Source organism: Mesorhizobium erdmanii USDA 3471, from assembly GCF_000472705.1.
GTDB lineage: Bacteria > Pseudomonadota > Alphaproteobacteria > Rhizobiales > Rhizobiaceae > Mesorhizobium > Mesorhizobium erdmanii.
On sequence record NZ_KI421455.1, the window covers coordinates 145,561 to 170,295 of the forward strand.

Consider the following 24,735-nt stretch of genomic DNA (forward strand, 5'->3'; position numbering starts at 1 on the left):
TTTGTAGGGATGCATGTCGTTGCCTCAAAACCGGATCCACTTTTGGGCGACATGCATCAGCGTATGCGGTTTTCGGTCGCCGGATCGAAGAACACCGCCTTGGTCAGGTTGAAGGCGAGCGGCGTGTTGGTGCCCGGCTGGATGTTGGCGTCGGCGCGCAATCGCGCCACAACGCCCTTGCCGCCGAGATTGGTGACGGCGAACGTGTCTGAGCCGGCCGGCTCTACCACTTCTATATGCAGGTCGGCGGTGGCAATATTGGAGGCATTGCGCTCGGCGCCTTCCGGATCGGTCAGCGCTTCCGGCCGCACGCCGAAGATGATCGGCTTGCCCTGGAATGCCGAGAGACCCGCCGGCGCGTTGGCCATCGGCAGCGTGATCGGTTCGCGCGCCTCGCGCTGCAGCACGACGGACAGTGCATTGCCCGAGGTGGCGATGGTCGCCGGGATCAGGTTCATGGCCGGCGAACCCATGAAGTCGGCAACGAACAGGTTGGTCGGGTTGTTGTAGATTTCGGCCGGCGTGCCGAACTGCTGCACCTCGCCGTCGCGCATGACGGCGATCTTGGTCGCCAGCGTCATCGCCTCGATCTGGTCGTGGGTGACGTAGACGATGGTCGTGCCGGTCGTGGCGTGCAGGCGCTTGATCTCGATGCGCATGTCGACGCGCAGCTTGGCGTCGAGGTTGGACAAAGGCTCGTCGAACAGGAACAGTTTGGGGTCGCGCACCAGCGCCCGGCCCATGGCGACGCGCTGGCGCTGGCCGCCGGAAAGCTGGCTCGGCTTGCGCTGCAGCAAGTGGCCGATCTGCAGGACCTTGGCCACCTTGTCGATCGCCTTCTGGCGTTCGTCCGCCGGCACGCCGCGCATCTCCATGCCGAAGGAGATGTTCCCGGCCACCGTCATGTTGGGGTAGAGCGCGTAGCTCTGGAACACCATGGCGATATCGCGCTTGGACGGGTGAAGATCGTTGATGGCGCGCCCGTCGACGCGGATTTCGCCCTCCGTGATCTGCTCCAGCCCGGCGATGGTGTTGAGCAGCGTGGACTTGCCGCAGCCGGACGGGCCAACCAGCACCAGGAAGCCGCCCTTTTCGAGCTCGACATCGATGCCTTTCAGGATATCAACATTCCCGAAGCGCTTCTTCAGCCCATCAATTTCCAGAAAAGCCATGGTCGTTCCTTCGATAAAGAGGTCAGCCTTTGACCGCGCCCGCCATCAGCCCGCGCACGAAATAGCGCCCGGCGACGACATAGACGATCAGGGTGGGCAGCGCCGCGATCATCGCGGCCGCCATGTTGACGTTGTATTCGACGACGCCGGTCGAAGTGTTGACGACGTTGTTGAGCGCCACGGTCATCGGCATGGCGTCGCCGGTGCCGGCATAGGCCGAGGCGAACAGGAAGTCGTTCCAGATGTTGGTGAACTGGTAGATGACGGTGACGACGAAGATCGGCATCGAGTTCGGCAGCATGATGCGGCGGAAGATCTGGAAGAAGGAGGCGCCGTCGACTTGTGCTGCCTTGATCAGCTCGTTCGGGAAGGCTTCGTAATAGTTGCGGAAGAACAAGGTGGTGAAGCCGATGCCGTAGACGACGTGGACGAAGACCAGATTGACCGTCGGATTGCCGAGGCCGAAGCTGGTGCCGACCGAGTTCTGCAGCGAGACGCCGAAACGGCCGAGGCTGCCGAGGATGGTCGCCATCGGCAGCAGCACCGACTGGAACGGGATGAAGCAGGCGAACAGCATCAGGCCGAACACCAGCGTCGCGCCGCGAAAACGCCATTTGGTCAGCACGTAGCCATTGAGCGCGCCGAGCATGGTCGAGATCAGCACGGCCGGAACCACCATCTTGATGGAGTTCCAGAAATAGCCCTTGATGCCGGCGCAGGTGAGGCCGACGCAGGTCTCGCCCCAGGCCTTCAGCCACGGGTCGAAGGTCGGCGCCTTGGGCAGTGCCAGCATGTTGCCGTTCTGGATCTCGTCCATGGTCTTGAACGAGGTGACCAGCATGACGAACAGCGGCATCAGGTAGAACAGGGCGAACAGCGCCAAAAGCCCGTAGATGACGATGCGGTTGATGGTCTTGGTGCTGAGGCCGCCGGAGTTTTGCCGGGACGCGGTTTGGCGGGCAGGGGTGGCGATAGCGCTCATCGCGGCTTCTCCCTGAGTTCCGAATAGAGATAGGGCACGATGATGGCGACGATGGTCATCAGCATGATCACGGCACTGGCCGAGCCGACGGCCATCTCGTTGCGCTTGAAGGTGTATTCATACATGAAGTTGGACGGAAGCCAGGCCGAGCCGCCTGGTCCACCGCTGGTCAGCGCCACCACCAGATCGTACGACTTGATGGCGAGGTGGGCGAGCACGATGAAGGCCGACAAGAAGATCGGCCGCAGCAGCGGAATGACGATGCGGCGATAGAGCTGGAAGGTGGTGGCGCCGTCGATCTGCGCCGCCTTCATGATCTCGCCGTCAATGCCGCGCAGGCCGGCCAGGAACATCGCCATGATGAAGCCCGAAGCCTGCCAGACGCCGGCGATGACCACCGTGTAGATGACGAAATCCTTGTTCTTGATCCAGTCGAAATGGAAGCTCGTCCAGCCCCATTGATGCAGGGTCTGTTCGAGGCCGAGGCCGGGATCGAGGAACCATTTCCAGGCGACGCCGGTGACGATGAAGGACAGCGCCATCGGGTAGAGATAAATTGGTCTGAGCACGCCTTCGCCGCGGATCTTCTGATCAAGCAGGATGGCCAGGAACAGGCCGAGCGCCAGGCAGATCAGGATGTAGAGAAAGCCGAAAATGCCCATATTGGTGATCGACGTGTACCAGCTCGACGGCGGGTCGGTGTCGAAGGTCCAGCCCCACAGCCGCTGATAGGCGCGCGACCCGGTTATGACATAGGACGGAAAGGTCTTGGAATTGGTGAAGGACAGATAGATCGTCCACAGGATGAAGCCGTAGACGAAGACGATGGTGATGGCGAAGCTCGGCGCCAGCACGATCTTCGGCAAGGCGTCCTGCAAGCGCGCACGCACGGTGGGGCGCGACCGCTCCGGCGTCAGCTTGATCTGGGTTGTTGCTACCGTGCTCATGAGCTCCTCCCGCTTCGGGTCGTCCGTGCTCTGCCGTCAGGCGGCGAGGCGGCCCATGCATACGGGTCCTTGGTCGGCATGATGTTCAGGCCGGCCAATCGTTGAAATAGAACCTCCCCCGCCGAAGCGGGGAAGGTGTCTTCAGGTGGCGCTTACTTGGCGTCGTCGATCGCCTTGACCAGTTCGGTCACGGCTTCGTCCGAGGTCTTGATCTGGCCATGGACGAACTTCGAAACGACGTCCTTGTAGGCATTGGCGACCGCCGGGGGCGCGCCATAGCCCTGGGCGAGCGAGCCGAACAGCGTGCCGCCTTCGTTGGCTGCCTTCAAATCGGCGATGCCCTTCTTGCCGCAAGCGTCGAAGTCGGTGTCGGGAACGTCGGTACGGGCCGGAACCGAACCCTTGACGACGTTGAAGGCCGACTGGAAGCTCTTCGACAGGGTGGCGGTGGCCAGTGCGACCTGGGCGGCCTTGCGGTCTTCCGGAACGTTGAACATGCCGAACATGTCGGAGTTGTAGATCACGGAGCCGTCGGTTCCCGGGAAGCGATAGCACAGGAAGTCCGTGCCCGGGGTCTTCTTGGCGGCGTGGAACTCACCCTTGGCCCAGTCGCCCATGACCTGAACCAGGGCATCGCCCTTGATGACCATGGCCGTGGCAAGGTTCCAGTCGCGGCCCGAGAAGTTCGGGTCGACATAGGTGACGAGCTTGGCGAGGTTGTCGAACGACTTCTTCATCGTGTCCGACTTGAGCGAAGCGTCGTCGAGGTCGTTGAAGGCCTTCTTGTAGAACTCAGGTCCGCCGGTCGACAGCACGACCGAGTCGAACATGGTGGCTTCCTGCCAGTTCTGGCCGCCGAGAGCGAGCGGGATCACGCCTGCTGCCTTGGCCTTGTCGAGCAGGGCAACGAAGTCGTCGAAGGTCTTCGGCTCGGTGCCGCCGATCTTGTCCATGACGGCCTTGTTGATCCACAGCCAGTTGACCGAGTGGACGTTGACCGGAGCCGCGACCCACTTGCCGTCATAGACCGAGAATTTCTGCAGGGCGGCCGGAACCGACTTGTCCCAGCCTTCCTTCTTCGCCGTCTCGGTCAGGTCGCCCATGACGCCAGCAGCCGCATAGTCGAGCACGGTGTAGCCAAGCATCTGCGACGCGGTCGGGTAATTGCCGGCCGCGACCATCGCCTTCAGCGCGGTCATGGCAGCGTCGCCGCCACCGCCGGCCACCGGCACGTCCTTCCAGGCATAGCCTTCCTTGGCCAGATCGCCCTTGAGGACGTTGAGAGCAGCCGCTTCGCCGCCCGACGTCCACCAATGCAGCATCTGCACTTCCTTGACGTCCGCAGCATGCGCTGAGAACGCAAAGCTCGTCGCGAGAGCCGTTCCGATAAGCAGTTTGCGCAACATGTACTTCCTCCCTTGTTGCATTACACGACCGGTGGCAGGCCACCGGGTTCTTCCCAACTCAGCCAACCCACCAACCGGTGCGCTGGCCGCGATGAAACTGGATTGTCTTTTCCTCGGTATAATCCTCGACGGCGCGTTTGCCGAGTTCGCGTCCGAGACCGGACTGCTTGTAGCCTCCGAAAGGCAGCTCGGGATAACCTTCCATGAATGTGTTCACCCAAACCGTCCCCGAACGCACCCCGCGCGCCACCGACATGCAAGTGTCGATGCTGGCGCTCCACACACCCGCTGACAGACCATAGGGCGTGTTGTTGGCGATGTGCAACGCCTTTTCAATCGTTTCAAAAGTGAGCACGGAGAGCACCGGTCCGAACACTTCCTCGCGTGCGATGGCCATATCCTCGGTGACGCCGCGGATGATGGTTGGATCGAGGTATTGGCCGGCATTGGAGGCCAATTGCTTGCCGCCGCTGTAGACATTGCTGCCGCCGCTCGCGGCTGCCGTAACGTAACCGGTCACCTTGGCCAGATGGTCGGACGAGATCATCGCGCCGACCTTGGTGCTGTCGTGGAGTGGATCGCCGACTTGCACCTTGGCGGTAAGCGCCTTGACGGCGCTGAGAAAATCGTCCGCGATCGCTTCATGCACTATCAGCCGGCTGCCGGCATTGCAGCATTCGCCCGCATTGAAGAAGCCGCCGAACACCGCCGCGTCGGCGGCCGCTTCGAGGTCGGCATCGGGGAAGACGATCTGGCCGTTCTTGCCGCCGAGTTCCATCGAGACCTTCTTCAGCGACTGCGCGGCGGACGCCATGGTCATCTTGCCGACGCGGGTCGAGCCGGTGAACGACACCATCTCGACCAGGGGGTGGCTGACCATCGGCGCGCCGACATCAGCGCCCAGGCCCGCGAGGATGTTGACGACGCCGGCCGGCAGGCCGGCCTGCATCAGGATGTCGCCAAGGACAAAGGTCGAGGCCGAGGTCATTTCGCTCGGCTTGACCACAGCCGTGCAGCCAGCGGCGAGGGCGAAAGGCAGTTTCTGGCTGACGATGAGGAACGGGAAATTCCACGGCGTGATGATCGAAACGACGCCGATCGGTTCGCGCACGACCACGCCCAGCATGGCATCGCCGAGATTGGCATAGCTCTCGCCATGCAGTGTGCGGGCAAGCGAGGCGGCATAGCGCCAGATGTCGACGGCGCCGCCGATCTCGCCGCGCGCCTGGGCGATCGGCTTGCCGGATTCCAGGGCGTCGAGCCGGGCGATCTGTTCCAGTTGCGCCTCGATCAGGTCGGCCGCCTTGAAAAGGATGGCGGCGCGTTCGGAGGCCTTCATGCGTGGCCATGGGCCGGTCTCGAACGCCTTGTGCGCGGCCTGCACGGCCGCTTCCACTTCGGCCCCGCCGGCCTGCGCATAGCGCGAAACGGTAAAGCCATGGCCGGGGCTGTTGCGCTCCAGCGTCCGGCCGTCGCGGGCATCGACATGCTTGCCGTCGATCAGCAGCCGATAGGTTTTCGGCGCGGCTGATGCCTCGGCGGGCATGGAAATGTTGAGAGGAGCGTTCATCAGGATTGTTTTCTCTAGGTTCTTGAAAATGCCGGCTTCTGCCTGGTCTTGAAGGCGTCGACGCCAGCCTTGAGATCGCCGGTCAAGGCGATGAAGCCGCTGGCGAGCGCTTCCGTTGCCGCCGCACTTTCCTCGCCTTCGGCAACCGCGATCATCAGCTTGGCGGCTTCCGTCGCCAGCGGGCCGCGTTCTGCGATCTTTTCGGCCCAGGCCGTGGCGTCGACCAAGCCGTTACCTGTTTCCGCCACCCGGTCCACCACGCCAAGGGCCAGCGCTTCGGGAGCGAGAAGTATTTCACCGCCCAGCGCCATGCGGCGCACCGTTTGCGCACCGAAGCGACGCACCGCGCGCTGCGTGCCGGACCAGCCGGGGACGACGCCGATCGAAGTTTCGGGGAAACCGAGCTTGATGTGTGTTTCCGCGACCCGGAAATCGCAGGCGACCGCCAGTTCCAGCCCGCCGCCCAGCGCATGGCCGGACAGCACGGCTATGGTCGGTTGCCTGAGCCGCGCCAGCCGGTCGAAGACACGATGGCCATAGCGTACCCATTGCACCTGGAAATCGGCGGCGCTCATCGCGCCCCAGGCCTCGACATCGCCGCCGGCGCAAAAGCCCTTGCCTTCGCCGCGCAGCAGCACGACGCGCAGGCCTTCGGCCATCTCCGCCTCATCAAGCGCGGTCTCCAGCGCGCGCAGCATCGGAATGTCGAGCGCGTTGAATTTCTCTGGCCGGCGCAAGGAGACGGTGCCGATGGCGCCCTCCTTTTCGAAGGTGACGAGGCGCTCAGCCATGCGCGCCTCCGACCGAGGCGCCGCCATTGAGCGACAGGCCAATCGGCTGGTCCCGATAGAGCGCCGCCGGCGTCACCTTGAGGTCGTTGGCGACGCCGAGGGGAATCTCGGACTGCGCAAGCACATCGCGCTCGAGGTCGATGCCGGGCGCCAGTTCCGTCACCATCAAACCGTCTGGCGTCAGCTTCATCACGCAGCGCTCGGTGACATAAGTGATGTCCTGCCCTTGCGCGACCGCACGCTTGCCGGAGAACGAGATGTGCTCGACCTCGTTGACTACCTTCTTGACCTTGCCCTCCTGGTCGATGCGGATGCCACCCTCGGCCAGCGAGAGTTTTGCGCCGGCATTGAAGAAGCCCGAGAAGACGATCTTCTTCGCCCGCGACGTGATGTCGACGAAGCCGCCGGCGCCGGCGGTGACATGCGGCCGCGCCGACAGTTTCGAGACGTTGACCGAGCCGTGGCGGTCGATCTGCAGGAACGACAGCAGCGAGGCGTCGAAGCCGCCAGCCTGGAAATAGATGAACTGGTGCGGCGAGGGCATAATCGCTTCGGCATTGGAGGCGCAGCCGAACTTGAAGTCGAGCAGCGGCACGCCGCCGACCGCGCCCTGTTCGATCACCCAGGTGACCTTGCCGTGCTGGCCTTCTTCCAGAAGGATGCGCGGCACATTGGCCGAGATGCCGAAGCCGATGTTGACGGCCATGCCGTCGCGCAACTCCATGGCGACGCGGCGCGCGATCACCTTCTGGACGTTCATCTCGGCGTTGCGGAAGGTCGACAGCGGCCGGAAGATCTCGCCCGAAATCGCCGGGTCGTAAGGCGTCAGCGTCGTCTGCAACTGGTCAGGCGCCACCACGATGTGGTCGACCAGCACGCCCGGCACGCGCACGTCATGCGGCTTCAGCGTGCCGTTCTCGACGACGCGCTTGACCTGCGCGATGACGATGCCGCCATTGTTGCGGGCGGCGAGCGCCTGTTCGAGGCCGCCGAGATAGGCGCCTTCATGTTCATAAGTGAGGTTGCCGCGCTCGTCTGATGTGGTGGCGCGGATAATCGACACCTGCGGCACGATCGAGCGGAAATAGAGCCATTCCTCGCCATCGAATTGCTGCACCGAGACGATGGGCTCGTTTGCGGCGTCGTTCATGGCGCAGCCCTGATGACGCGGATCGGCAAACGTATCGAGGCCGACCTTGGTCAGCACGCCCGGCCGCTTGGCGGCGGCCTCGCGGTGCATGTCGAAGAGGATGCCGGACGGCACGTTGTAGGCGGCGACCGAATTGTCGCCGATCATCTTCCAGATTTGCGGCGGCTCGGACGAGGAGGGGCCGGATGGATAGGAGCCGCACAGCGTGCGCTTCAACAGGCCTGGCTTGGCGAGATGATCGATGCCCTTGATGCCATACATGTCGCCGGCGGCGATGGGGTGCAGCGTGGTGATATTCTTCGGATGGCCTTCGCTGTCGAAGCGTTCGCCGATGGCGGCCAGCACGGCGTCCGGACAGCCAAGCCCACTCGACGACGACACGGATACGGTCATGCCGTCCTTGATCAGGCTGGCTGCCTGCGTTGCGGAAACGACCTTGCTCACTTCATGCTCCCGAGTTTCGGGTCGATCTTGACGGCTTTGCCGGAGTTGGCCGATTGAAGCACTGCCTCGGCCGAGGCCAGCGACCAGACGCCGTCCTCGCCGGTGGCGGCAGGTTGGCCCCCGCTGTTGATCGCGGCATGGAATTGGCGCACGGACCGGACGTAGAGATCCTCGTGGTCGAAGCTCAATTGCTCTTCGCCCTCGGCAGTACGCAACAGCACCGAGCCGCCCGGCCTCTGGGTCATCACGTCGCTGGCGATCAACGAGCCTTGCGAACCATGCACCTCGAAGCCGGTACCGGCGAATTTGGTGGTGAAACCTTCATGCGACTGGGCAATGAGGCCCGAGTTGAAGCGCCAGATGCACATGGCGCCGTCTTCCAGGCTGCCGCCGGCCATGCCGGCGGCTTGTGTGAAGGCCGAGACCTCGACCGGATCGTCACCAAGTACGAAGCGCAGCGTGTCGGCATCGTGCACGGTTATGTCCAGTACAACACCGCCGCCTGCTTCCGGCTTGGTGATGCGCCAGCCCTGCAGATTCTCCGGCAGATAGACGGAATGGAAGACGCGCGCCGCGATCGGCCTGCCGATGCGGCCGGCCGCGACGGCCTCACGCATGGCGCGATGGGCGCCGGCGTTGCGCAGATGATGGTTGGTGCCGAGCACGATGCCCGCGTCCCTGGCGGCCGCGACCATCCTACGGGCGTCGGCACTGGTCAGCGCCAGCGGCTTCTCGCACAGCACATGCTTTCCCGCTTCGATGGCGGCAAGCGCCTGTTCGAGATGCAATTCGTTGGTGGTCGAGATGTAGACGGCGTCGACATCCTCACCAAGGAGTTCATCAAGCGTCGAGACCGCAAGCGGAATGTTGTTTTCCACGGCATACGCCTGGGCCCGCTCCGGGCTGGAACTCATCACCGCGGCGATCTTGCCATCGGCCTGCGCACGAATGGCGTTGATCATGAATTGCCTGGCGATCGTGCTGGCGCCGATCAGCCCCCATTTGACACTCACGCGGCGCCTCCCGTTCCCGCGGGCCTGTTTCGCGTGCGGCGGTCCGGACCGCAGCTTTCCCTGACCACGAGGTTGACCGCGCCGATATGGTCTTCGGCGCGCGTCGTGCGCGACTGGATCATCTTCAGCATGACATGGGCGGCGCGCTCGCCGAGGCCGGCCGTGTCGACCGCGACGCTGGTCAGCGCCGGCATGTAGTGCTCGGCCTCGACCACGTCGTCGAAGCCGACCACGGCGAAATCCGCACCCGGTTCAAGCCTGCGCTTGCGCAACGCCAGCATCACGCCGAAAGCGACGGCATCGTTGAAGCAAAGCGCCGCGGTCGGTGGTTCGGCCATCGCAAGAGCGGCTTCAAGGCAAGCGAGGCCGCCTCTGCGGCTGGTTTCGCCTTCGATCACGAGCACATCGCGGGCGGCGATGCCCTGCGTCTCGCAGGCTTCGCGAAAGCCACCGAGCCTCTCTTGGTAGACCACGAGATCCGAAGAGCCGCCGAAGAAGGCGAGCCGTCGATGCCCTTTGCCGATGAGATGGGCAGCGGCAAGATAGGCGCCGCGATGATTGTCCGGCGCGATCACCGGGACGCGGCTTTCAGGCAGGCGCCGCATGGCAAAGACGACCGGCACGCCTGCCATCTCCAGCCGGCGGAAAGCGCTTGGCATCGTGCCGCGCGCCGGCGAGACGATGAGGCCGGCGACGCCTTGCTCCATCAGCGATTTCAGCACCTCTTCCTGGCGCACCGGATTTTCCGCCGTATTGGCGATGAAAGGCACGATACCGGCCGACTGGAAGACGCGCTCCATGCCGACCGCCAGTTCGGCGAAGAACGGATTGGTGAGATCGTTGATGACCATGCCGATGACGTTGGAATGGGCCTTGCGCAGATTGGCGGCGCCGCGGTTGTAGACATAGCCGACATCCTCGATCGCCTTGCGCACCTTGACCGCGGTCTCAGGCCGGATCAGCCCGCTGCCCTGGAGCACGAGCGATACCGTCGATTTGGACACGCCAGCCTCGCGGGCGATGTCGAAGATCGTCGCCTTGGCCCGGCTGGCCATCCAGATATCTCCTCCCGGCTTTCTCGCAAATCTATTGGAACGTTCTAATCCTTGCGCCATGGATGAGTCAATCGGGATTTTTCCTCGATAGGGAGATGCGATCGTAGGTGGTCCAATGACATGCCATCAAAGGCTTCCTGTGCTGCATCGCAGCATTCGTCGGCGGGCGACTTCGGATCTTAAAGGTTCTTGATTTATTGGAACGTTCCATTTATAGGCGCTGGAAAGGGAGCGATCGATGGACATTGCCTTGCCTGATGAGGGTGGCCGCATCACCCGTTACATGGTCGTCGGACAACCGGTGCGACCTGACATCGGCGCGCGGTTTTCACGCATCGCCTATGCCGCCGCGCATGTCGTTGCCGATCCCTTCGAAATGACCGATCCATGGTCGCGGCCGGTGGTCGACTGGGACAGGACGATGGCATTCCGCCATCATTTGTGGCGGCTCGGTTTCCGCATCGCCGAGGCGATGGACACGTCGCAGCGCGGCATGGGTTTCGACTGGACAAGCGCCCGGGAGTTGATCCGCAGGTCGATCGCCGAATCCCGCACCGTCGCCGGCGCCGACCTTGCCTCTGGCGCGGGAACCGACCATCTGGCGCCGGCGTCGGCCAGGACGCTGGACGATGTGATCGCCGCCTATGAGGAGCAGTTCGCTTTCATCGAAGGAGAGGGCGGCAAGGCGATCATGATGGCCAGCCGCGCGCTGGCGGCGGTGGCGAAGGGTCCGGACGACTACGCCGCCGTCTATGACCGGATTCTGGGTCAGGCCTCCGGCAAGGTCATCCTGCACTGGCTGGGTGACATGTTTGACCCGGCCTTGAACGGCTATTGGGGCAGTCACGATTTCGAGACCGCGCTCGATACGGTGGTCGCGATCATCGAACGTCACGCGAACAAGGTCGAAGGCATAAAGATATCGCTGCTGGATGCGGACAAGGAGGTCGCGCTCCGCAACAGGCTGCCGGACGGTGTCGTCATGTTCACTGGTGACGACTTCAATTATCCCGAACTGATCGCCGGAGACAGCCGTGGGCATTCGCACGCGTTGCTTGGCATTTTCGACGCCATCGCGCCGGTCGCCAACGCCGCCCTAGCGAAGCTCGCCGCGGGCGATCAGGCCGGCTATGACGCGCTGATGGCGCCGACGGTGCCGCTGTCGCGAAAGATCTTCGAGGCGCCGACCGAATATTACAAGGCCGGCATCGTCTTCATGGCCTGGCTGAACGGCCACCAGGACCATTTCACCATGGTTGGCGGTATGCAGTCGGCGCGCGGCATCCGCCACTACGCCGATATCTTCCGGCTCGCCGACCAGGCGGGATTGCTGGCCGACCCGGAACTGGCCATATCCCGGATGAAGAGCCTGTGTGCTGTCGCCGGCGTCTGATCCAAACGAAAAATGGCCAGAAGATTCCCCAGCGCGGGGAATTTGCGGTATTGCTTTCGGTCTGGGAGGATCAGAGGACCAGCGGGCAATGGCAGACAAAGTGGCGCTCATCACCGGGGTAACCGGTCAGGATGGGGCTTATCTGGCGCGACTGCTCTTGCAGAAGGGTTATGTTGTCCATGGCATCAAACGCCGTTCATCCTCGTTCAACACCGAGCGCATCGACGATATTTATGTCGATCCGCATGAAGGCGGTGTCAGGTTGTTCCTGCACTATGGCGATCTTACGGACGCCACCAATCTGATCCGGCTGGTGCAGGAGACACAGCCGGACGAGATCTACAATCTCGGCGCCCAGAGCCACGTCCAGGTGAGTTTCGAGACACCTGAATACACGGCCAATGCCGATGCACTGGGAACGCTCAGGCTGCTTGAGGCGATCCGTATCCTGCGCCTAGAACAAAAGGTGCATTTCTACCAGGCCTCGACCTCGGAACTCTACGGCAATCCCTTCGAGGTCCCACAGCATGAGACGACGCCATTCCGTCCCCGGTCGCCTTACGCAGCCGCCAAGCTTTATGCTTATTGGACGACGGTCAACTATCGCGAGGCCTACGGCATTTTCGCATCCAATGGCATCCTGTTCAATCATGAGAGCCCGGTTCGCGGCGAGACCTTCGTGACGCGCAAGATCACGCGGGCGGTTGCTTCCATTCATCGCGGCAAGCAGGACGCGCTCTACCTCGGCAATATCGACGCCAAGCGCGACTGGGGCCATGCGCGCGATTATGTCGAAGGCATGTGGCGTATACTTCAGCATCATGAATCGGATGATTTCGTGCTGGCAACAGGCGAGGCACATTCGGTGCGCGAATTTGTCGAACTGGCCTTTGCCCAGACCGGACGGACCGTTCATTGGCAAGGGCAAGGTGTCGACGAAATCGGCGCCGACGCCAGCTCGGGAGCCGTTCTGGTGCGGATCGATCCGCGCTATTTTAGGCCGACCGACGTTGATCTGCTTGTCGGGGATGCCTCCAAGGCGAAAGCCAAGCTCGGCTGGTCGCATACAACCGGTTTCAAGGAACTGGTGGCCGAGATGGTGCGGGCCGATCTGGAAGATATCGACGCCGATGGCAGGCCTGGCGGCGGTTCGTGAGAGGCTGAGCCGTGGACCAACCCTTCGACCTCAGAGGCAAGCGGGTTTTCGTGGCCGGGCATCGCGGCATGGTGGGGTCCGCCGTGGTGCGCCGGCTGGCGAGCGAGAATTGCGAGATCCTGACCGCCCCACGCGCTGAGCTCGACCTCCTGGATCAGGCCGGTGTGCGCCGCTGGATGACCGACCGTCGGCCGGATGCCGTGGTGATCGCCGCGGCCAAGGTCGGCGGTATCTTGGCGAATGATCGGTTTCCGGCCGATTTCCTGTATGACAATGTCACTGTCCAGACCAATCTCATCGAGGCCGCCTTCCGCACCGAAGTGGGCAAACTGCTGTTCCTCGGCTCCTCCTGCATCTATCCAAAACTGGCGCCTCAGCCGATTCCCGAGGACGCCTTGCTGACTGGTCCGCTCGAACCCACGAATGAATGGTATGCGATCGCCAAGATCGCCGGGCTGAAACTTTGCCAGGCCTACCGGCGTCAATACGGCGTCGACTACATCTCGGCGATGCCAACCAACCTCTTTGGTCCAGGTGACAATTTCCACCTTGAATCCAGTCACGTCATACCCGCACTTATGCGCAAGGCGCACGAAGCAAAGCAGGCCGGTGACAAGACCTTGCAAGTCTGGGGATCGGGCAGGCCGATGCGCGAGTTTCTGTATGTCGACGATGCCGCCGATGCCCTTGTCTTCCTCCTGAAAACCTACAGCGATGATTGTCATGTCAATGTCGGCTCGGGCCAGGACATCACCATTGCCGAGCTGGCCAGGACCGTCGCCTCTGTCGTTGGCGCGGACGCGGAGATTACGTTCGATGCGGCCAAACCGGATGGCACACCGCGCAAGTTGCTGGATGTTTCGCGGCTGTTTGGCATGGGATGGCGCCCCCGGCATTCGCTGCGTAGTGGGTTGGACGAAACCTATGCCTGGTTCCTTCGGCATATCGAAGGCGGTCAGGTCCGGCTGACAGCGCCTGAAAGTTGACGCCGCTTGAGCGATTTCTCCATGAAGACATTGGCGGCAACCAGGACAGATGGCCTTGGCGGGCGCCTGCTGGCCATGGTCAATGCAAAATGTCTGGCCGACAAAATGGGGTGCCGTTTCGGCTTCACCTGGAACCGGCGATCCATCGACATGCAATTCCATAGTGTCGATCCCGTCGACAAGGTTTTTGCCGGCGATTTTATCGAAAAACACTGGCTGGGCGAAAAGATCGACACGGCCCGGTTCTCCGTCCTCGATGGTATCCGGTTTACCCGGTCCAGCCTGATGGCAGATGCCCGTCGGAACGGATACGAGGGCTGGATCTGCGATAATTTCCGCATCCTGAAGTCGTACCGGCAGGACTGGTTCAAGGCGATGCTGCCCGCCAACAGGTCGGCCCGATCGAGACATCGGACGTTTGGCACGTTTGGCTTTTCCGAACCGGTGCGAGCAACGATTGCCGCCGCCGGCAGGCCCCAGTTTTCCCGGCCCATGGCCGCGTTGCATCTGCGCAGCGGCGACATTGTCCACGGGCACTACCGCTCGGAGCTGGAATTTTGCGACAAGGTCATTCCCGCACCGCTGGCCAAGGCGATCGTGATGAAACTGGCGTCGAAAGGCCTGGCGACGCTGATGATCGGCCAGGACCGGGCGACGCTCGACTATCTGAAATCGGAGACCGGAGCCTTCGTCGCCGACGATTTCGGCGCCGGTCAGTTTGAAGACGAGACACTCAAGGCGTTTTTCGAAATGGCATTGATGGCTCGGTGCCGGCAAATCCACGCGGGAAGCAGTGTGTTCGCGACGATCGCCTCGGTGATGGGCGGCATCCAGGTTATCAGGCCGAAAGCCGTGTTCGGCGAACGCGGAACGGCGACAGCCATCCTGGACGAATTGAAAGCGCGGCAGTCCGATTACCATCCGCTGGAGGCGGCCTTCGGTTACCAGGCGGCTTTCGTGCTGACGGAAAACAGCATTGCCCCGGCGCGAGCGAGGGGAATTCTCGAAAAGGCCGCCGCGCTCGATCCGCAAAACCCCGCCTATGCGCTGAAGCTGGCGGCAGGCTATTTTCGTGAACGCAATTATCGAGACGGCGAGGCCGTTCTGAAAGCGTTCATGCTCAAGGAAATCGATGCCCGCGTTGAGGGTTTCATGCGGATTCTGCAGGTTCTGACGCACTCTTCGTCACACCGCCAGATGATGGCCGGTGACTTCGAACTCTACTTTGCCGCTGGCAAGGCGGGCCATCCCTACGCCGCGGCATGCTCGGCCCATATCCTTCGCACGGCTCCGGGCAGAATCGAGGACGCCCTGGCAATGGCTACGCTATCGCTCGAAGCGGAACCCACCAACCGCCTGTTCCGGGACGTCGAACTGGCGGTTCGGACAGCCGCGGCGGCAGATGACAGCGCGCTCTTGCGCGGCTAGAGCAATTCCAGGAAAAGCGTGAGCGGTTTCCTTTCGGAATTGCGTAAAAACAAAGAGATAGTGAGTTTCGCCGTTTCCGTGAGACGGCGAAATGCACTAGCCGCCGGTCGGCGCTTCGAACTGCGCAATGAACTGGAACAGACATATGCATGGTTTCTCCGCCACATTGAAGAAGGCGATGTCCGGGAAAAAGGCGATGTCCGGCTCGGGGCCGCTTGACGACAAATCGATGCTGATCGTCGTCAACCGGGAAGACGGGTTGGGTGGCCGTCTGCTGGCGATGGCCAACGCAAAGTCCCTTGCAGACCGGCTCGGCTATCGTTTTGGCTTTACCTGGAACAGCAGGGATATCGTCGACCAGGAATCCCATACCGTCGATGTGGTCGGGAAGATATTCTCCGCCGACTTCATCGAGAAGCATTGGCAGGGCGAGACAATCAAGGCTGCCGACTTCGGCGTCCTTGGCGGGACGGCCTTCGCGCCGTCGGACCTGGAGGCGGTTGCAAGACGGGGAAAGCTGCGCGGCTGGATCTGCGACGACTTCGACGTCCTAGATTTCTTTCGTGACGAGGGTGTCCCGCCGGCTCGATCCGAAGCGCTGCGGGCCTTCGGGTTCGCGCCGGCCGTGCGGCAGGCGCTGGATGCCGCCGGCAAATGCCGCTTTCCCGGCCCGATGGCCGCCTTGCACCTTCGCAGTGGCGACATCGTCTACGGCCATCACCGCAGAAGACTGGTGTTCGCCGACAAGGTCATCCCGTCGACCCTGGCCAAGGCGATCGTGTCGGAACTCTCGTCGAAAGGCCTGACGACGCTGCTTGTCGGCCAGGATCGAGCGACGGTCGATTATATCAGCGCACAAACCGGAGCGCTGCGGACCGATGACTTCGGCGCGGCGGACTTCAAGGGCGAGGAGGCCCTCAGCGCATTCTTCGAGATGGCGCTGATGGCAAGGTGCCAGCAGATTCACGCCGGCAACAGCATCTACGCGGCGGTCGCGTCCGTCATGGGTGAGGTCCCGTGCGTGGGCACCGGCGCGCTGTTCAGCAAGCCGCGCGCGGCGGAAATCATCGTGGAGGAATTGCAGGCGCATCGAGCCGACTACCATCCTCTCGAAGCCGCCTTCGGCTACCAGTGGTCGTTTCTGTCGCTGGAAGACGAGATCAGTCCGGCGCGGGCAAGGGCGTTGCTGGAAAAAGCCCAAGCACTGGACCCGGAAAACGATGCCTATGACCTGAAGATGGCAGCGGCTCATTTTCGCGAGGGCAATTATCCGGCCGGCGATGCCATCCTGAAATCCCTGATGACAAGCCAGTCCCGGGTTCGCACCAAGATTCCCTTGCCGATGATGGATATCCTGGTCGATCGGGTCGGCGATCAGCTTACAATGGTGAGGGATTTCGAGGTGTTCTTCGCGGCGGCACGGGCCGGCCATCCCTACGCCATGGCATGCTCGGCCTACATCCTTCTTGAAGTTTTGGGAGACAGGAAGGCGGCGGTCGAGATGGCTGGGAGGCTGGTGACGATGGAGCCGGCAAACCGAATCTTCAGGAGAATCAAACGGCGTGTGCGGTTGGGCAAGAAACCGAAATCCGGCCTTGCGAGAATAAAATGGCGGCTTGGCCGGCTGATGACGTCCTGGCTGTAGCGCTCTTGATTGAGCAGGCCCCGGGCTCTGTGGCTGAAAATCAGATTGTCTGGGTTCGAATGGTGGGCGTGACAGGGATTGAACCTGTGACCCCTGCAATGTCAATGCAGTGCTCTCCCGCTGAGCTACACGCCCATCCGAAGCCGCGCATACACCATTTTTGGTCCGGCGCGTCAATAGCAGGAAAAAAGGAAAAAGGCGTCGTCTCGCCGCAGCGGCGATGCCTTAGCGGAAGGGCGGCTCAGGCCGCCTGCAGCATCTTCTCGACCTCGTTGACGAGATCGCGCAGGTGGAAGGGCTTCGACAGCACCTTGGCGTCTTTCGGCGCCTTGGAATCCGGGTTTAGCGCCACGGCGGCGAAACCGGTGATGAACATGACCTTGAGGTCGGGATCGATCTCGGTGGCGCGCCGTGCCAGTTCGATGCCGTCCATCTCCGGCATGACGATGTCGGTCAACAGCAGCGAGAACGGTTCCTCGCGCAGCCGCTCATAGGCGCTGGCGCCATTGTCGAAATCGCTGACCTGGTAGCCGGCGCGTTCCAGCGCCTTGACGAGGAACCGACGCATATCGTCGTCGTCTTCCGCCAGAAGAATGCGTGCCATGATATCCCGTCCGAATCACCCGCTCGAGACTGCCGTCGGGCAGGCCCGTTAACCATCCTGTATATGAGGAGGTGACGGTAAACATCAAGTGAACGCGCGGAAGCATTATCCGCATTCGACAGGGCGGCCGGCGCGGCGAAATGCTGGACATGCGGCCAGCAAGGTGGCACTTTCATATCATGATGCATCGGTGTTTTCGGGTTCGTGCAAATTGAAGACGGCAGCCGAGGATTTTTCGGTCGTTCAACCCTTCGAAATCCGATCGGGCGCCGAACAGCGCGTCCCCTTCCTCTTCAACTCACCGCATAGCGGCCGCTACTATCCCGAGCGTTTCCTTGCCATGGCAAGGCTCGACCGCAACGCCATCCGCCGCTCGGAGGATTGCTATGTCGATGAGCTGTTCGGCGGCGCCGTGGCGCTCGGCGCGCCGATGCTGGCGGCGAATTTCCCGCGCGCCTATCTCGACGTCAACCGCGAGCCGTGGGAACTCGACCCGCGCATGTTCGCCGAGCCGGTGCCGTCCTTCTGCAACATCCGCTCGGCGCGGGTGGCGGGCGGACTTGGCACCGTGCCGAAGCTGGTGGGCGAGGGGCTCGACATATATTCCGGCCGCTTGCCGCTGGCCGAGGCCGTTGCCCGCATCGAGGCCGTCTACAAGCCCTATCACGAAACGCTGAAACGGCTTTTGACCAGAACCCATGCGCGCTTCGGCTTTGCCGTGCTGATCGACTGCCATTCGATGCCGGCGAGCATCCGCGTCGGCGACAACGGCCTGCGGCCGGACTTCATCATCGGCGACCGCTTCGGCATCTCGGCGACCGCGGCCCTGACCGAAACCGCGATCGGCCTGCTGAGTGCGATGGGTTACACCGTCGCACACAACAAGCCCTATGCCGGCGGCTTCATCACCGAACATTATGGCCGCCCGGCGCGTCATCTGCATGCGTTGCAGATCGAGGTCAATCGCGGGCTCTACATGAACGAGCGGACGTTCGAAAAGGCCGCCGGCTTCGATGCGCTGGCCGACGATCTGACGCGATTTTCAGCGGATCTGATGGCGATGCCGGACCATCACTTCATCGACCTGCCGCTGGCCGCAGAGTGAAATCGGGCCTTTGTTTTCATGCATGTCGTTGCCCCAAGATCGCTGAGCATTTTCGGGCGATATGCATCGGAAATCGGGGCGTAAAAAAAGACCGCATCGTTTGCACGATACGGTCGAAGTCTAGGGAGGAAACGCCCAAGGAGGGCATGGACAGGAAAACCTGTCCGAGGTCGAGCCTATTGTGCGGTGCACAAATGTCAAGCGATGTTCAGGCTTTTTTAATTCAGAGTGATGTGGAAATCGCGTTTCGATGACGTCGATGTGACATTAGGGCAACAGCCGTCCCGGCGAATAAATCGATAAACAGGCTTGTTTTGGCCGGAAAGTGTCGGCAGAGCCCGGTTGGACACTCGGCAGTGCGGGAGAATCAGTTGGACATCAGCATCGATTTCATGCGTCGCATCGCGCGGGCGGCGGCGGCGGAAACCTTGCCGCGCTTCCGCGCCCAAGGTGCGGTGGCCAACAAGGAAAAGGGCAGCTTCGACCCGGTTACGGAAGCCGACCGCGAGGCGGAACGCGCCATCCGGGCGCTGATATCGGCTGAGTATCCCGACCATGGCATTCTCGGCGAGGAGCACGGCAGCGAGAACATCGCCAGCCGGCATGTCTGGGTGATCGACCCGATCGATGGTACGCGCGCCTTCATCTCCGGCCTGCCGGTGTGGGGGACGCTGGTCGGGCTGACCGTCGATGGCGACGCGGTCGCCGGCATGATGGCACAGCCCTTCACCGGCGAACTGTTCTACGCCAACGCCTCGGGCTCGCACTATGAAGGGCCGGGCGGACCGCGCAAACTTTCGACCCGCAAGACGACAAGGCTCGACGAGGCGACGCTGTTCACCACGACGCCGGCGCTGTTCAAGGGCGAGGCGCGCATGCGCTACGACGCGTTCGAGAAGCAGGTGCAACTCGCCCGCTACGGCGCCGATTGCTACGCCTTCGCGATGATCGCCTCAGGAAGTGTCGACATCGTCGCCGATCCCGGCCTGAAGCCCTACGACATCGTGGCGCTGATCCCGATCATCGAGAAGGCGGGCGGCGTCGTCACCACCTTCGATGGCGGTCCGGCGGAAAAGGGCGGTGATGTGCTGGCGGCGGCAACGCCGGAGCTTCACGCCGCCGCCATGGCCGCCCTGCGCGGCTGATATCTCCGCGCTTTCCTTGCAGCAGTTGCTTTAGCGCACTCTGATCGAGCGTTGGAATTCCGCGGGCGTGCGTCCGTAGACCTGCCTGAACGCCGAACTGAAATGGCTGTGGCTGGAGAAGCCGAGATCGATGCCCAGCGTGGTCAGATTGTCGTAGCGGCCAAGCAGGTCGAGCGCGCGCGCCAGCCGCAGGCGCAGATGATAGCGATAGAGCGGCATGGCTTCGACCTGCTGGAAGACCTGCGTCAGATAGACCGGCGAAACGCCGACCTCGGCGGCGATCTCGGCCAGCGTCCAGCGCCGCGACAGGTCCGACGACAAGACGAGCTTGGCGCGGTCGACCAGTTTCTGCCGTCCGGGGCTGGCGCCCGCGACATGCGAGGTGCGGTCGCCGAGCGAGCGTCGCACCAGCGTCTCGGCCTCCAGCGTTTCGGCGACATTGCGGCTCAGGCTGTGGCGCAGCAGTGCCACCAGCGCCTGCGCGCGCGGATCGATGCGCCGACGCTGGCGACGAAACCCCAGGACGTCGCCGGAGCGCAACTGCTCTTTCGGCGCCAGTTCGCGCAATTGGCCTTCCTCGATGACGAGGTCGAGGCAGGCATCGCCGCCCTCGACGGGATGGCTGACCTGGTAAGGCTCGGCCTCATTGAAGAACAGCAGCTGATTGGCTTCCGCCACGGCGTCATTGCGGCCGACGTGGCGCACGAAGACGCCGCGATAGGGAAACACGAGATGCGTGGCCGCCGTGCATTCCTCTTCGCTCCTGTGCCGGCATTCGCCGCCGCACACGACATCCCGCACCCTGACAGTGCCGGTGTCCAGAAGCGGCTTTACCGTGAATTGCGACATGGCCGCAGCGCTCATCCCTCATGCCGGAAACCGATTCCGCCATTGCGACGGACAGGGTACGCAAGCAGCCGGCCCAATCCTGTCAGGAGACTTCTGGACAGGCGCTTCACCAGCGGCGGCTGAATTCCGAATAGGCCTGGCCGCGCGACAGGCCGATGTCCTTGAGCTGTTCGTCGGTCATTTCCAGCAAAGCAAGCCGGCTTCGGCGCTTCTCCATCTGGCGGGTGAGCCATCTCGCCGCCGCGATGCATCGGGTGTGCAAGGCCCGCAGGATGGTTGCGTCGCGGAACGGCGTCGGAACCTCGCCAGCCAGCTGCCGTGCCGCTGTATGATGGGGGCGCATGGCTCAGTCCTCGCTCGCGGCGGCCACCGACGCGCCGGCTTCGTTCAGCGCGAAGGCGCATTCCTCACAGCAGACCTCGACGGTCTTGCCGCCGACCTTGACGCGGATCGGATTGGCGTCGAGTTGGCAATCGCAGGCGGCGCAGGTTTTCTCGGTCATGATCTCATCTCCATGGCGTTCAAATTCGACGCATGCAGATGAGCATTCCGGCCAGGCGCGGGCTGTCAGAATCTTTAGCAGTTTGAGTGCCGCGGGGCATGGCAGCCCGGTCATCCTGACAACGGTGTGTCAGCTATGCCGGTTCGTGGAGGGACTGCGGTGCGGGTCAGGCCGTCGGGTCGTCGGAGCCGGGAATGAAGGCGTCGAAGGCAGCGAGAAATTGTTCGCGGTAGAGGTCGATTTCCTGCAGGATCTCGTGCTGCGCGCCATCGATCATCAGCAGCGAGCCGAGACGCAACTGCCTGCCATAGGCTTCCACCGCCTTGGTAGAGACGACCCGGTCGGCACCGGCGGCGATGATCAACAGGGGGACCTGGATCCTTGCCATGAAATCAGGATCGCTGATGGCTTCCGATGCCTTGGCGGCAGCCCGCAGCCAGCGGATGGTCGGCCCACCAAGCGCCAGTTGCGGGTAGGTTTCGTAAAGCAGCGTGTTGCGCCGATAACGCTCGGGGTCCGACGTTACCTTGTTGGCTTCGAAAGGCAGCGTCTCTTTCGGCCGTGGGCCCATGGCGGCATAGAGCCTGCCCAGACCCATGAAACAGAAGAGCGAACAGACCCGGCGCACCGTCGATATCGAGACCGGCAGATCTGGCAAGGTCAGGAAGGGCGCGATCAGCACCATGCGGCGCACCCGGTTCACCATCGACGGCGAAGCCAGCAGCGCGATCACGGCGCCGGCGGAATGGGCGAGGATGTAATACGGCCCGCGGCAGTCGGGCAGCACGATCTCCTCGAAGAACTGCTCCAGGTCAGCGGTATAGTCGCGAAACGACCTGACATAGCCACGCTGGCGATCGCGGATCAGCCGGTCGGAATCGCCCTGGCCGCGCCAGTCCAGCGTGGCGACGCCAAAGCCCCGCGCGGCAAGGTCGCGGATGGTTTCGAAATATTTCTCGATGCACTCGTTGCGGCCCGACAACAGCACCACGGTACCCCGAAGCGGACGCGCGACGGCGCCGAACAGGCCGTAGCGGATCTTCTTGCCGTCGCGCGTGGTGAAGAAACCGCCGGTGGCATTTTCCGGTCGCGGATTGCCCTCGGTTTCGTGGAAAAGCGGCGTGTCGTGGAAAAGGTCCGTCATTCGGCGCTTTGTGCTCGGCGTCTTCACGTGCCAGCCTGTCGCGGCTGGCCCCCGTCAAGGTGATAGACGCCAACGCATGAAAAGCAAAGCAAATCTGGCCTACGCCGGGATTGCAACGGGGAAGGCCGGAAGCCGCTCGAAGGCGTGCTTCCGGCCCCTGTCGATCCGGGAGGAAGGGACGTTAACACCCGGTTCGGCCTCGTTGCGGCACCTCTGATAATCCGGCGCCGCCAATCCCGATCTTGGGAGGCACTTTAGCGGTGGCTGTCTGAACGGGCGCCGAAGCGCCGGTTCATCTGCCGTTCATCAACTGGCCGGCCATTGCGTCTTTTGCCGTCAGACGAAACTTGAAATGCATTCCGGCGCTCCCCAGATGTGTGTTGCGGTCGCCAATGTCGGGGCCGCTGGTCCTTCCGAAACGCCGCTTACGGGTTTCGCACCGGCCATACGCAAACCATGTTGCTCAACAGGAGAACACCTCATGCGTCACGTTGATTTTTCCCCGCTTTATCGTTCGACCGTCGGCTTCGACCGTCTCTTCACCATGCTGGATTCGCTTGCGCAGCCCGATGGCGCGCAGACCTATCCGCCCTACAACATCGAGCGCACCGGCGAGGATTCCTACCGGATCTCGATGGCGGTCGCTGGTTTCTCGGACGAGGAAATCTCGATCGAAGCCCACCGCAACGTGCTGACCGTGAAGGGTGAGCGCAAGGACGAGGGCACCGGCGAAGGTTCCGAGCTGCTCTATCGCGGCATTGCCTCCAGGGCCTTCGAGCGCCGCTTCCAGCTTGCCGATCACGTTGAAGTCGTCGGCGCCGCGCTGAAGAACGGCCTGCTCTTCGTCGACCTCAAGCGCAACATTCCCGAGGAGTTGAAGCCGCGCAAGATCGCGATCACCTCGGCTCCGGCCAAGGCCAAGCAGATCGAGGCCAAGACGGCTGCGTAACGTAGCCAGGAACAGAGCGTCTCCTCCCGAGACGGAAGCGGCGCCGAAAGGCGCCGCTTTTTTGTTGTCCGTGCGACGGGTTGTTATCCGGCGATCAGCTGGCCAAAGCGGTCGACGTCCTCCGAGGTCGTGGCAAAACTGGTGACGAAGCGGTAGAGCAGTTCGTCCTCGCCCATATGGCCGTCGAAGCCATGCGGCTTGTGCCAGTCGTAGAAAGCGGCGCCCGCCGCCTGCAACCTGTCGGCTTCGGTCTTCTTGATTACCGCGAACACCTCGTTGGCCTGCGGCAGCCAGGCCAGTTTGGCGTGGGCCGAATCCTCGATCGCCGCCGCGAGGCGTGCGGCCATGGCGTTGGCGTGGCGCGCGGTGTCGAGCCATTGGCCGTCCTTGAAATAGGCTTCGAACTGCGCCGCGACGAAGCGCGACTTGGAGAACAGCTGTGCGGCGCGTTTGCGCAGGAAAGCCAATTCCTTGGCGCGGTCGAGGTCGAACAGAACGATCGCCTCGGCGCACCAGCAGCCGTTCTTGGTGCCGCCGAAAGACAGGATGTCAACGCCGCGTTTCCAGGTCATTTCAGCCGGCGTCGTGTCGAGCGCGACCAGCGCATTGGCAAAGCGGGCGCCATCCATGTGCAGCGGCACGGAATGACTTTTGGCGATGGCCGAAATCGCCTCGATCTCATTCAGGCCATAGATGGTGCCAACCTCGGTCGACTGGGTGATCGAAACCGCCATCGGCCGCCCCCAGTGGACGATTTCGGGTGCGAAGCGGCCAATGGTCCGTTCCAGATTGTGCGGGTCGATCTTGCCGAGCGCGCCGTCGATGGCATGCAACCGCGCGCCGCCGGAAAAATACTCCGGCGCGCCGCACTCGTCCTCGATGACATGCGATTCGCGGTGGGCGAAGGAAATGCCGCCGGGCTTGTTGAAGGTGGTCAACGACAGCGAGTTGGCGGCGGTGCCGGTCGCCACGAAGAACACCGCGACCTCGCGCTCGAAAATTTCGCCGAAGCGCTGGTAGACTGCTTGGTCGAGTGTGCTGTCGCCATAGGCGGTGGCAAAGCCGCCGGCCGCGGCCGACAGGCCGGCAACGATGTTGGGATGGGCGCCTGCCCAATTGTCGGAAGCGAAGAACATGCATCTGCCTGTGGTTTGGGGAAATCGGCGTGAAGTTGACTGTTTTAAGCGGCCAACCGCAAGGGCCAGGCGCCGAAAAACCGTTAAAGCCAGCCAGCCAACAGGCTTGGGGATCGAAGACTGAAGCTTACGTTTTCCCTCAATTCCACGTAATTTTATGTCG

The 24,735-nt window shown here is 62.7% G+C and carries 24 protein-coding genes and 1 tRNA gene; 9 read left to right on the forward strand and 16 right to left on the reverse strand.

All coding sequences use genetic code 11. The annotated features are described in order from the left end of the window. Positions 1 to 56: 56 nt before the first annotated feature. From A3AU_RS0133430 to A3AU_RS0133470, 9 genes are all read right to left on the reverse strand, one after another. Entirely contained in the window at positions 57 to 1,172 is a 1,116-nt protein-coding gene (locus A3AU_RS0133430; protein ID WP_027056728.1) for an ABC transporter ATP-binding protein, read from the reverse strand. Between the two features lie 22 nt (positions 1,173 to 1,194). Beyond that, complete coding sequence (locus A3AU_RS0133435; protein ID WP_027056729.1) at positions 1,195 to 2,154, reverse strand: carbohydrate ABC transporter permease; 960 nt, start codon at positions 2,152 to 2,154, stop codon at positions 1,195 to 1,197. Next, on the reverse strand, positions 2,151 to 3,101 hold the full coding sequence (locus A3AU_RS0133440) for a carbohydrate ABC transporter permease (protein WP_027056730.1): 951 nt from the start codon (positions 3,099 to 3,101) through the stop codon (positions 2,151 to 2,153). Before A3AU_RS0133440 ends, A3AU_RS0133435 begins: the two co-directional genes overlap by 4 nt. 152 nt (positions 3,102 to 3,253) lie before the next feature. Further along, positions 3,254 to 4,507: an ABC transporter substrate-binding protein gene (locus A3AU_RS0133445; protein WP_032918622.1), complete on the reverse strand. Its 1,254-nt coding sequence runs from the start codon at positions 4,505 to 4,507 to the stop codon at positions 3,254 to 3,256. A 58-nt stretch (positions 4,508 to 4,565) separates the two neighbouring features. Further along, positions 4,566 to 6,077 (reverse strand): aldehyde dehydrogenase family protein, encoded by a 1,512-nt coding sequence (locus A3AU_RS0133450; protein ID WP_032918624.1) that lies wholly within the window; start codon positions 6,075 to 6,077, stop codon positions 4,566 to 4,568. Between the two features lie 14 nt (positions 6,078 to 6,091). Further along, entirely contained in the window at positions 6,092 to 6,868 is a 777-nt protein-coding gene (locus A3AU_RS0133455) for an enoyl-CoA hydratase/isomerase family protein (protein ID WP_027056733.1), read from the reverse strand. Next, on the reverse strand, positions 6,861 to 8,462 hold the full coding sequence (locus tag A3AU_RS0133460; protein ID WP_027056734.1) for an acyl CoA:acetate/3-ketoacid CoA transferase: 1,602 nt from the start codon (positions 8,460 to 8,462) through the stop codon (positions 6,861 to 6,863). Before A3AU_RS0133460 ends, A3AU_RS0133455 begins: the two co-directional genes overlap by 8 nt. After that, entirely contained in the window at positions 8,459 to 9,475 is a 1,017-nt protein-coding gene (locus tag A3AU_RS0133465) for a Gfo/Idh/MocA family protein (RefSeq protein WP_027056735.1), read from the reverse strand. The genes A3AU_RS0133460 and A3AU_RS0133465 overlap by 4 nt, the downstream gene beginning before the upstream one ends. Continuing rightward, on the reverse strand, positions 9,472 to 10,530 hold the full coding sequence (locus tag A3AU_RS0133470) for a LacI family DNA-binding transcriptional regulator (RefSeq protein ID WP_027056736.1): 1,059 nt from the start codon (positions 10,528 to 10,530) through the stop codon (positions 9,472 to 9,474). Before A3AU_RS0133470 ends, A3AU_RS0133465 begins: the two co-directional genes overlap by 4 nt. Positions 10,531 to 10,768: 238 nt before the next feature. On the opposite strand from A3AU_RS0133470, the gene A3AU_RS0133475 reads away from it, so the two are divergent. The 6 genes from A3AU_RS0133475 (at position 10,769) to A3AU_RS0133500 (ending at position 17,138) form a co-directional block, all read left to right on the forward strand. Continuing rightward, on the forward strand, positions 10,769 to 11,923 hold the full coding sequence (locus A3AU_RS0133475) for a dihydrodipicolinate synthase family protein (RefSeq protein ID WP_027056737.1): 1,155 nt from the start codon (positions 10,769 to 10,771) through the stop codon (positions 11,921 to 11,923). An 88-nt stretch (positions 11,924 to 12,011) separates the two neighbouring features. Beyond that, positions 12,012 to 13,079, forward strand: coding sequence for a GDP-mannose 4,6-dehydratase (gmd, locus tag A3AU_RS0133480; protein ID WP_027056738.1), 1,068 nt, complete (start codon positions 12,012 to 12,014; stop codon positions 13,077 to 13,079). An 11-nt stretch (positions 13,080 to 13,090) separates the two neighbouring features. Then, positions 13,091 to 14,065, forward strand: coding sequence for a GDP-L-fucose synthase (gene fcl, locus A3AU_RS0133485; RefSeq protein WP_027056739.1), 975 nt, complete (start codon positions 13,091 to 13,093; stop codon positions 14,063 to 14,065). Between the two features lie 21 nt (positions 14,066 to 14,086). Further along, a complete protein-coding gene (locus A3AU_RS01000000136715) occupies positions 14,087 to 15,493 on the forward strand; it encodes an O-fucosyltransferase family protein (protein WP_051355543.1) in 1,407 nt (468 codons plus the stop codon). Positions 15,494 to 15,511: 18 nt separating this feature from the next. Further along, complete coding sequence (locus A3AU_RS1000000139430) at positions 15,512 to 15,712, forward strand: hypothetical protein (RefSeq protein WP_154674720.1); 201 nt, start codon at positions 15,512 to 15,514, stop codon at positions 15,710 to 15,712. Next, on the forward strand, positions 15,672 to 17,138 hold the full coding sequence (locus tag A3AU_RS0133500) for a hypothetical protein (RefSeq protein WP_245235636.1): 1,467 nt from the start codon (positions 15,672 to 15,674) through the stop codon (positions 17,136 to 17,138). The genes A3AU_RS1000000139430 and A3AU_RS0133500 overlap by 41 nt, the downstream gene beginning before the upstream one ends. A gap of 60 nt (positions 17,139 to 17,198) precedes the next feature. On the opposite strand, the gene A3AU_RS0133505 is transcribed toward A3AU_RS0133500, so the two are convergent. Together A3AU_RS0133505 and cpdR are read right to left on the reverse strand one after the other, a co-directional pair. Further along, positions 17,199 to 17,273: transfer RNA gene (locus A3AU_RS0133505), tRNA-Val, on the reverse strand. A gap of 106 nt (positions 17,274 to 17,379) precedes the next feature. Continuing rightward, on the reverse strand, positions 17,380 to 17,742 hold the full coding sequence (gene cpdR / locus A3AU_RS0133510) for a cell cycle two-component system response regulator CpdR (RefSeq protein WP_006199474.1): 363 nt from the start codon (positions 17,740 to 17,742) through the stop codon (positions 17,380 to 17,382). 163 nt (positions 17,743 to 17,905) lie between these two features. Here cpdR and A3AU_RS0133515 point away from each other — a divergent pair, with 163 nt between their 5' ends. Together A3AU_RS0133515 and hisN are read left to right on the forward strand one after the other, a co-directional pair. Beyond that, positions 17,906 to 18,847 carry an N-formylglutamate amidohydrolase gene (locus tag A3AU_RS0133515; protein ID WP_027056741.1) on the forward strand — a complete coding sequence of 314 codons (942 nt, stop codon included), beginning with the start codon at positions 17,906 to 17,908 and terminating at the stop codon, positions 18,845 to 18,847. Positions 18,848 to 19,218: 371 nt separating this feature from the next. Then, positions 19,219 to 19,992, forward strand: a complete 774-nt coding sequence (gene hisN, locus A3AU_RS0133520) for a histidinol-phosphatase (protein ID WP_027056742.1) — start codon at positions 19,219 to 19,221, stop codon at positions 19,990 to 19,992. A gap of 30 nt (positions 19,993 to 20,022) precedes the next feature. Here hisN and A3AU_RS0133525 read toward each other — a convergent pair whose 3' ends face one another. The 4 genes from A3AU_RS0133525 to A3AU_RS0133540 form a co-directional block, all read right to left on the reverse strand. Beyond that, positions 20,023 to 20,841, reverse strand: coding sequence for a helix-turn-helix transcriptional regulator (locus A3AU_RS0133525; protein ID WP_027056743.1), 819 nt, complete (start codon positions 20,839 to 20,841; stop codon positions 20,023 to 20,025). Between the two features lie 106 nt (positions 20,842 to 20,947). Continuing rightward, complete coding sequence (locus A3AU_RS0133530) at positions 20,948 to 21,184, reverse strand: DUF1127 domain-containing protein (protein WP_027056744.1); 237 nt, start codon at positions 21,182 to 21,184, stop codon at positions 20,948 to 20,950. Positions 21,185 to 21,187: 3 nt separating this feature from the next. Continuing rightward, positions 21,188 to 21,343 (reverse strand): hypothetical protein, encoded by a 156-nt coding sequence (locus tag A3AU_RS1000000140060; RefSeq protein ID WP_167335258.1) that lies wholly within the window; start codon positions 21,341 to 21,343, stop codon positions 21,188 to 21,190. Between the two features lie 166 nt (positions 21,344 to 21,509). Next, positions 21,510 to 22,487 carry an alpha/beta fold hydrolase gene (locus A3AU_RS0133540; RefSeq protein WP_027056745.1) on the reverse strand — a complete coding sequence of 326 codons (978 nt, stop codon included), beginning with the start codon at positions 22,485 to 22,487 and terminating at the stop codon, positions 21,510 to 21,512. Between the two features lie 481 nt (positions 22,488 to 22,968). On the opposite strand from A3AU_RS0133540, the gene A3AU_RS0133545 reads away from it, so the two are divergent. Beyond that, the gene (locus A3AU_RS0133545; RefSeq protein ID WP_013893124.1) at positions 22,969 to 23,436 is read left to right on the forward strand and encodes an Hsp20 family protein; all 468 of its coding nucleotides are present in this window, start codon (positions 22,969 to 22,971) and stop codon (positions 23,434 to 23,436) included. Positions 23,437 to 23,519: 83 nt separating this feature from the next. Here the strand turns inward: A3AU_RS0133545 and A3AU_RS0133550 are convergent, their stop codons facing one another. Continuing rightward, entirely contained in the window at positions 23,520 to 24,572 is a 1,053-nt protein-coding gene (locus A3AU_RS0133550) for a threonine aldolase family protein (protein WP_027056746.1), read from the reverse strand. Positions 24,573 to 24,735: the final 163 nt, after the last annotated feature.

What these genes read in the sequence shown, in the direction of transcription:
- A3AU_RS0133530 (WP_027056744.1), bottom strand. Translation starts at nt 21,184, where the DNA reads ATGCGCCCCCATCATACAGCGGCACGGCAGCTGGCTGGCGAGGTTCCG.
- A3AU_RS0133440 (WP_027056730.1), bottom strand. Translation starts at nt 3,101, where the DNA reads ATGAGCACGGTAGCAACAACCCAGATCAAGCTGACGCCGGAGCGGTCG.
- A3AU_RS0133545 (WP_013893124.1), top strand. Translation starts at nt 22,969, where the DNA reads ATGCGTCACGTTGATTTTTCCCCGCTTTATCGTTCGACCGTCGGCTTC.
- A3AU_RS0133470 (WP_027056736.1), bottom strand. Translation starts at nt 10,530, where the DNA reads ATGGCCAGCCGGGCCAAGGCGACGATCTTCGACATCGCCCGCGAGGCT.
- gmd (WP_027056738.1), top strand. Translation starts at nt 12,012, where the DNA reads ATGGCAGACAAAGTGGCGCTCATCACCGGGGTAACCGGTCAGGATGGG.
- A3AU_RS0133455 (WP_027056733.1), bottom strand. Translation starts at nt 6,868, where the DNA reads ATGGCTGAGCGCCTCGTCACCTTCGAAAAGGAGGGCGCCATCGGCACC.
- A3AU_RS0133540 (WP_027056745.1), bottom strand. Translation starts at nt 22,487, where the DNA reads ATGACGGACCTTTTCCACGACACGCCGCTTTTCCACGAAACCGAGGGC.
- cpdR (WP_006199474.1), bottom strand. Translation starts at nt 17,742, where the DNA reads ATGGCACGCATTCTTCTGGCGGAAGACGACGACGATATGCGTCGGTTC.
- A3AU_RS0133550 (WP_027056746.1), bottom strand. Translation starts at nt 24,572, where the DNA reads ATGTTCTTCGCTTCCGACAATTGGGCAGGCGCCCATCCCAACATCGTT.
- A3AU_RS0133445 (WP_032918622.1), bottom strand. Translation starts at nt 4,507, where the DNA reads ATGTTGCGCAAACTGCTTATCGGAACGGCTCTCGCGACGAGCTTTGCG.
- A3AU_RS0133525 (WP_027056743.1), bottom strand. Translation starts at nt 20,841, where the DNA reads ATGTCGCAATTCACGGTAAAGCCGCTTCTGGACACCGGCACTGTCAGG.
- A3AU_RS0133435 (WP_027056729.1), bottom strand. Translation starts at nt 2,154, where the DNA reads ATGAGCGCTATCGCCACCCCTGCCCGCCAAACCGCGTCCCGGCAAAAC.
- A3AU_RS1000000140060 (WP_167335258.1), bottom strand. Translation starts at nt 21,343, where the DNA reads ATGACCGAGAAAACCTGCGCCGCCTGCGATTGCCAACTCGACGCCAAT.
- A3AU_RS0133475 (WP_027056737.1), top strand. Translation starts at nt 10,769, where the DNA reads ATGGACATTGCCTTGCCTGATGAGGGTGGCCGCATCACCCGTTACATG.
- A3AU_RS0133450 (WP_032918624.1), bottom strand. Translation starts at nt 6,077, where the DNA reads ATGAACGCTCCTCTCAACATTTCCATGCCCGCCGAGGCATCAGCCGCG.
- A3AU_RS01000000136715 (WP_051355543.1), top strand. Translation starts at nt 14,087, where the DNA reads ATGAAGACATTGGCGGCAACCAGGACAGATGGCCTTGGCGGGCGCCTG.
- A3AU_RS0133500 (WP_245235636.1), top strand. Translation starts at nt 15,672, where the DNA reads ATGTCCGGGAAAAAGGCGATGTCCGGCTCGGGGCCGCTTGACGACAAA.
- A3AU_RS0133430 (WP_027056728.1), bottom strand. Translation starts at nt 1,172, where the DNA reads ATGGCTTTTCTGGAAATTGATGGGCTGAAGAAGCGCTTCGGGAATGTT.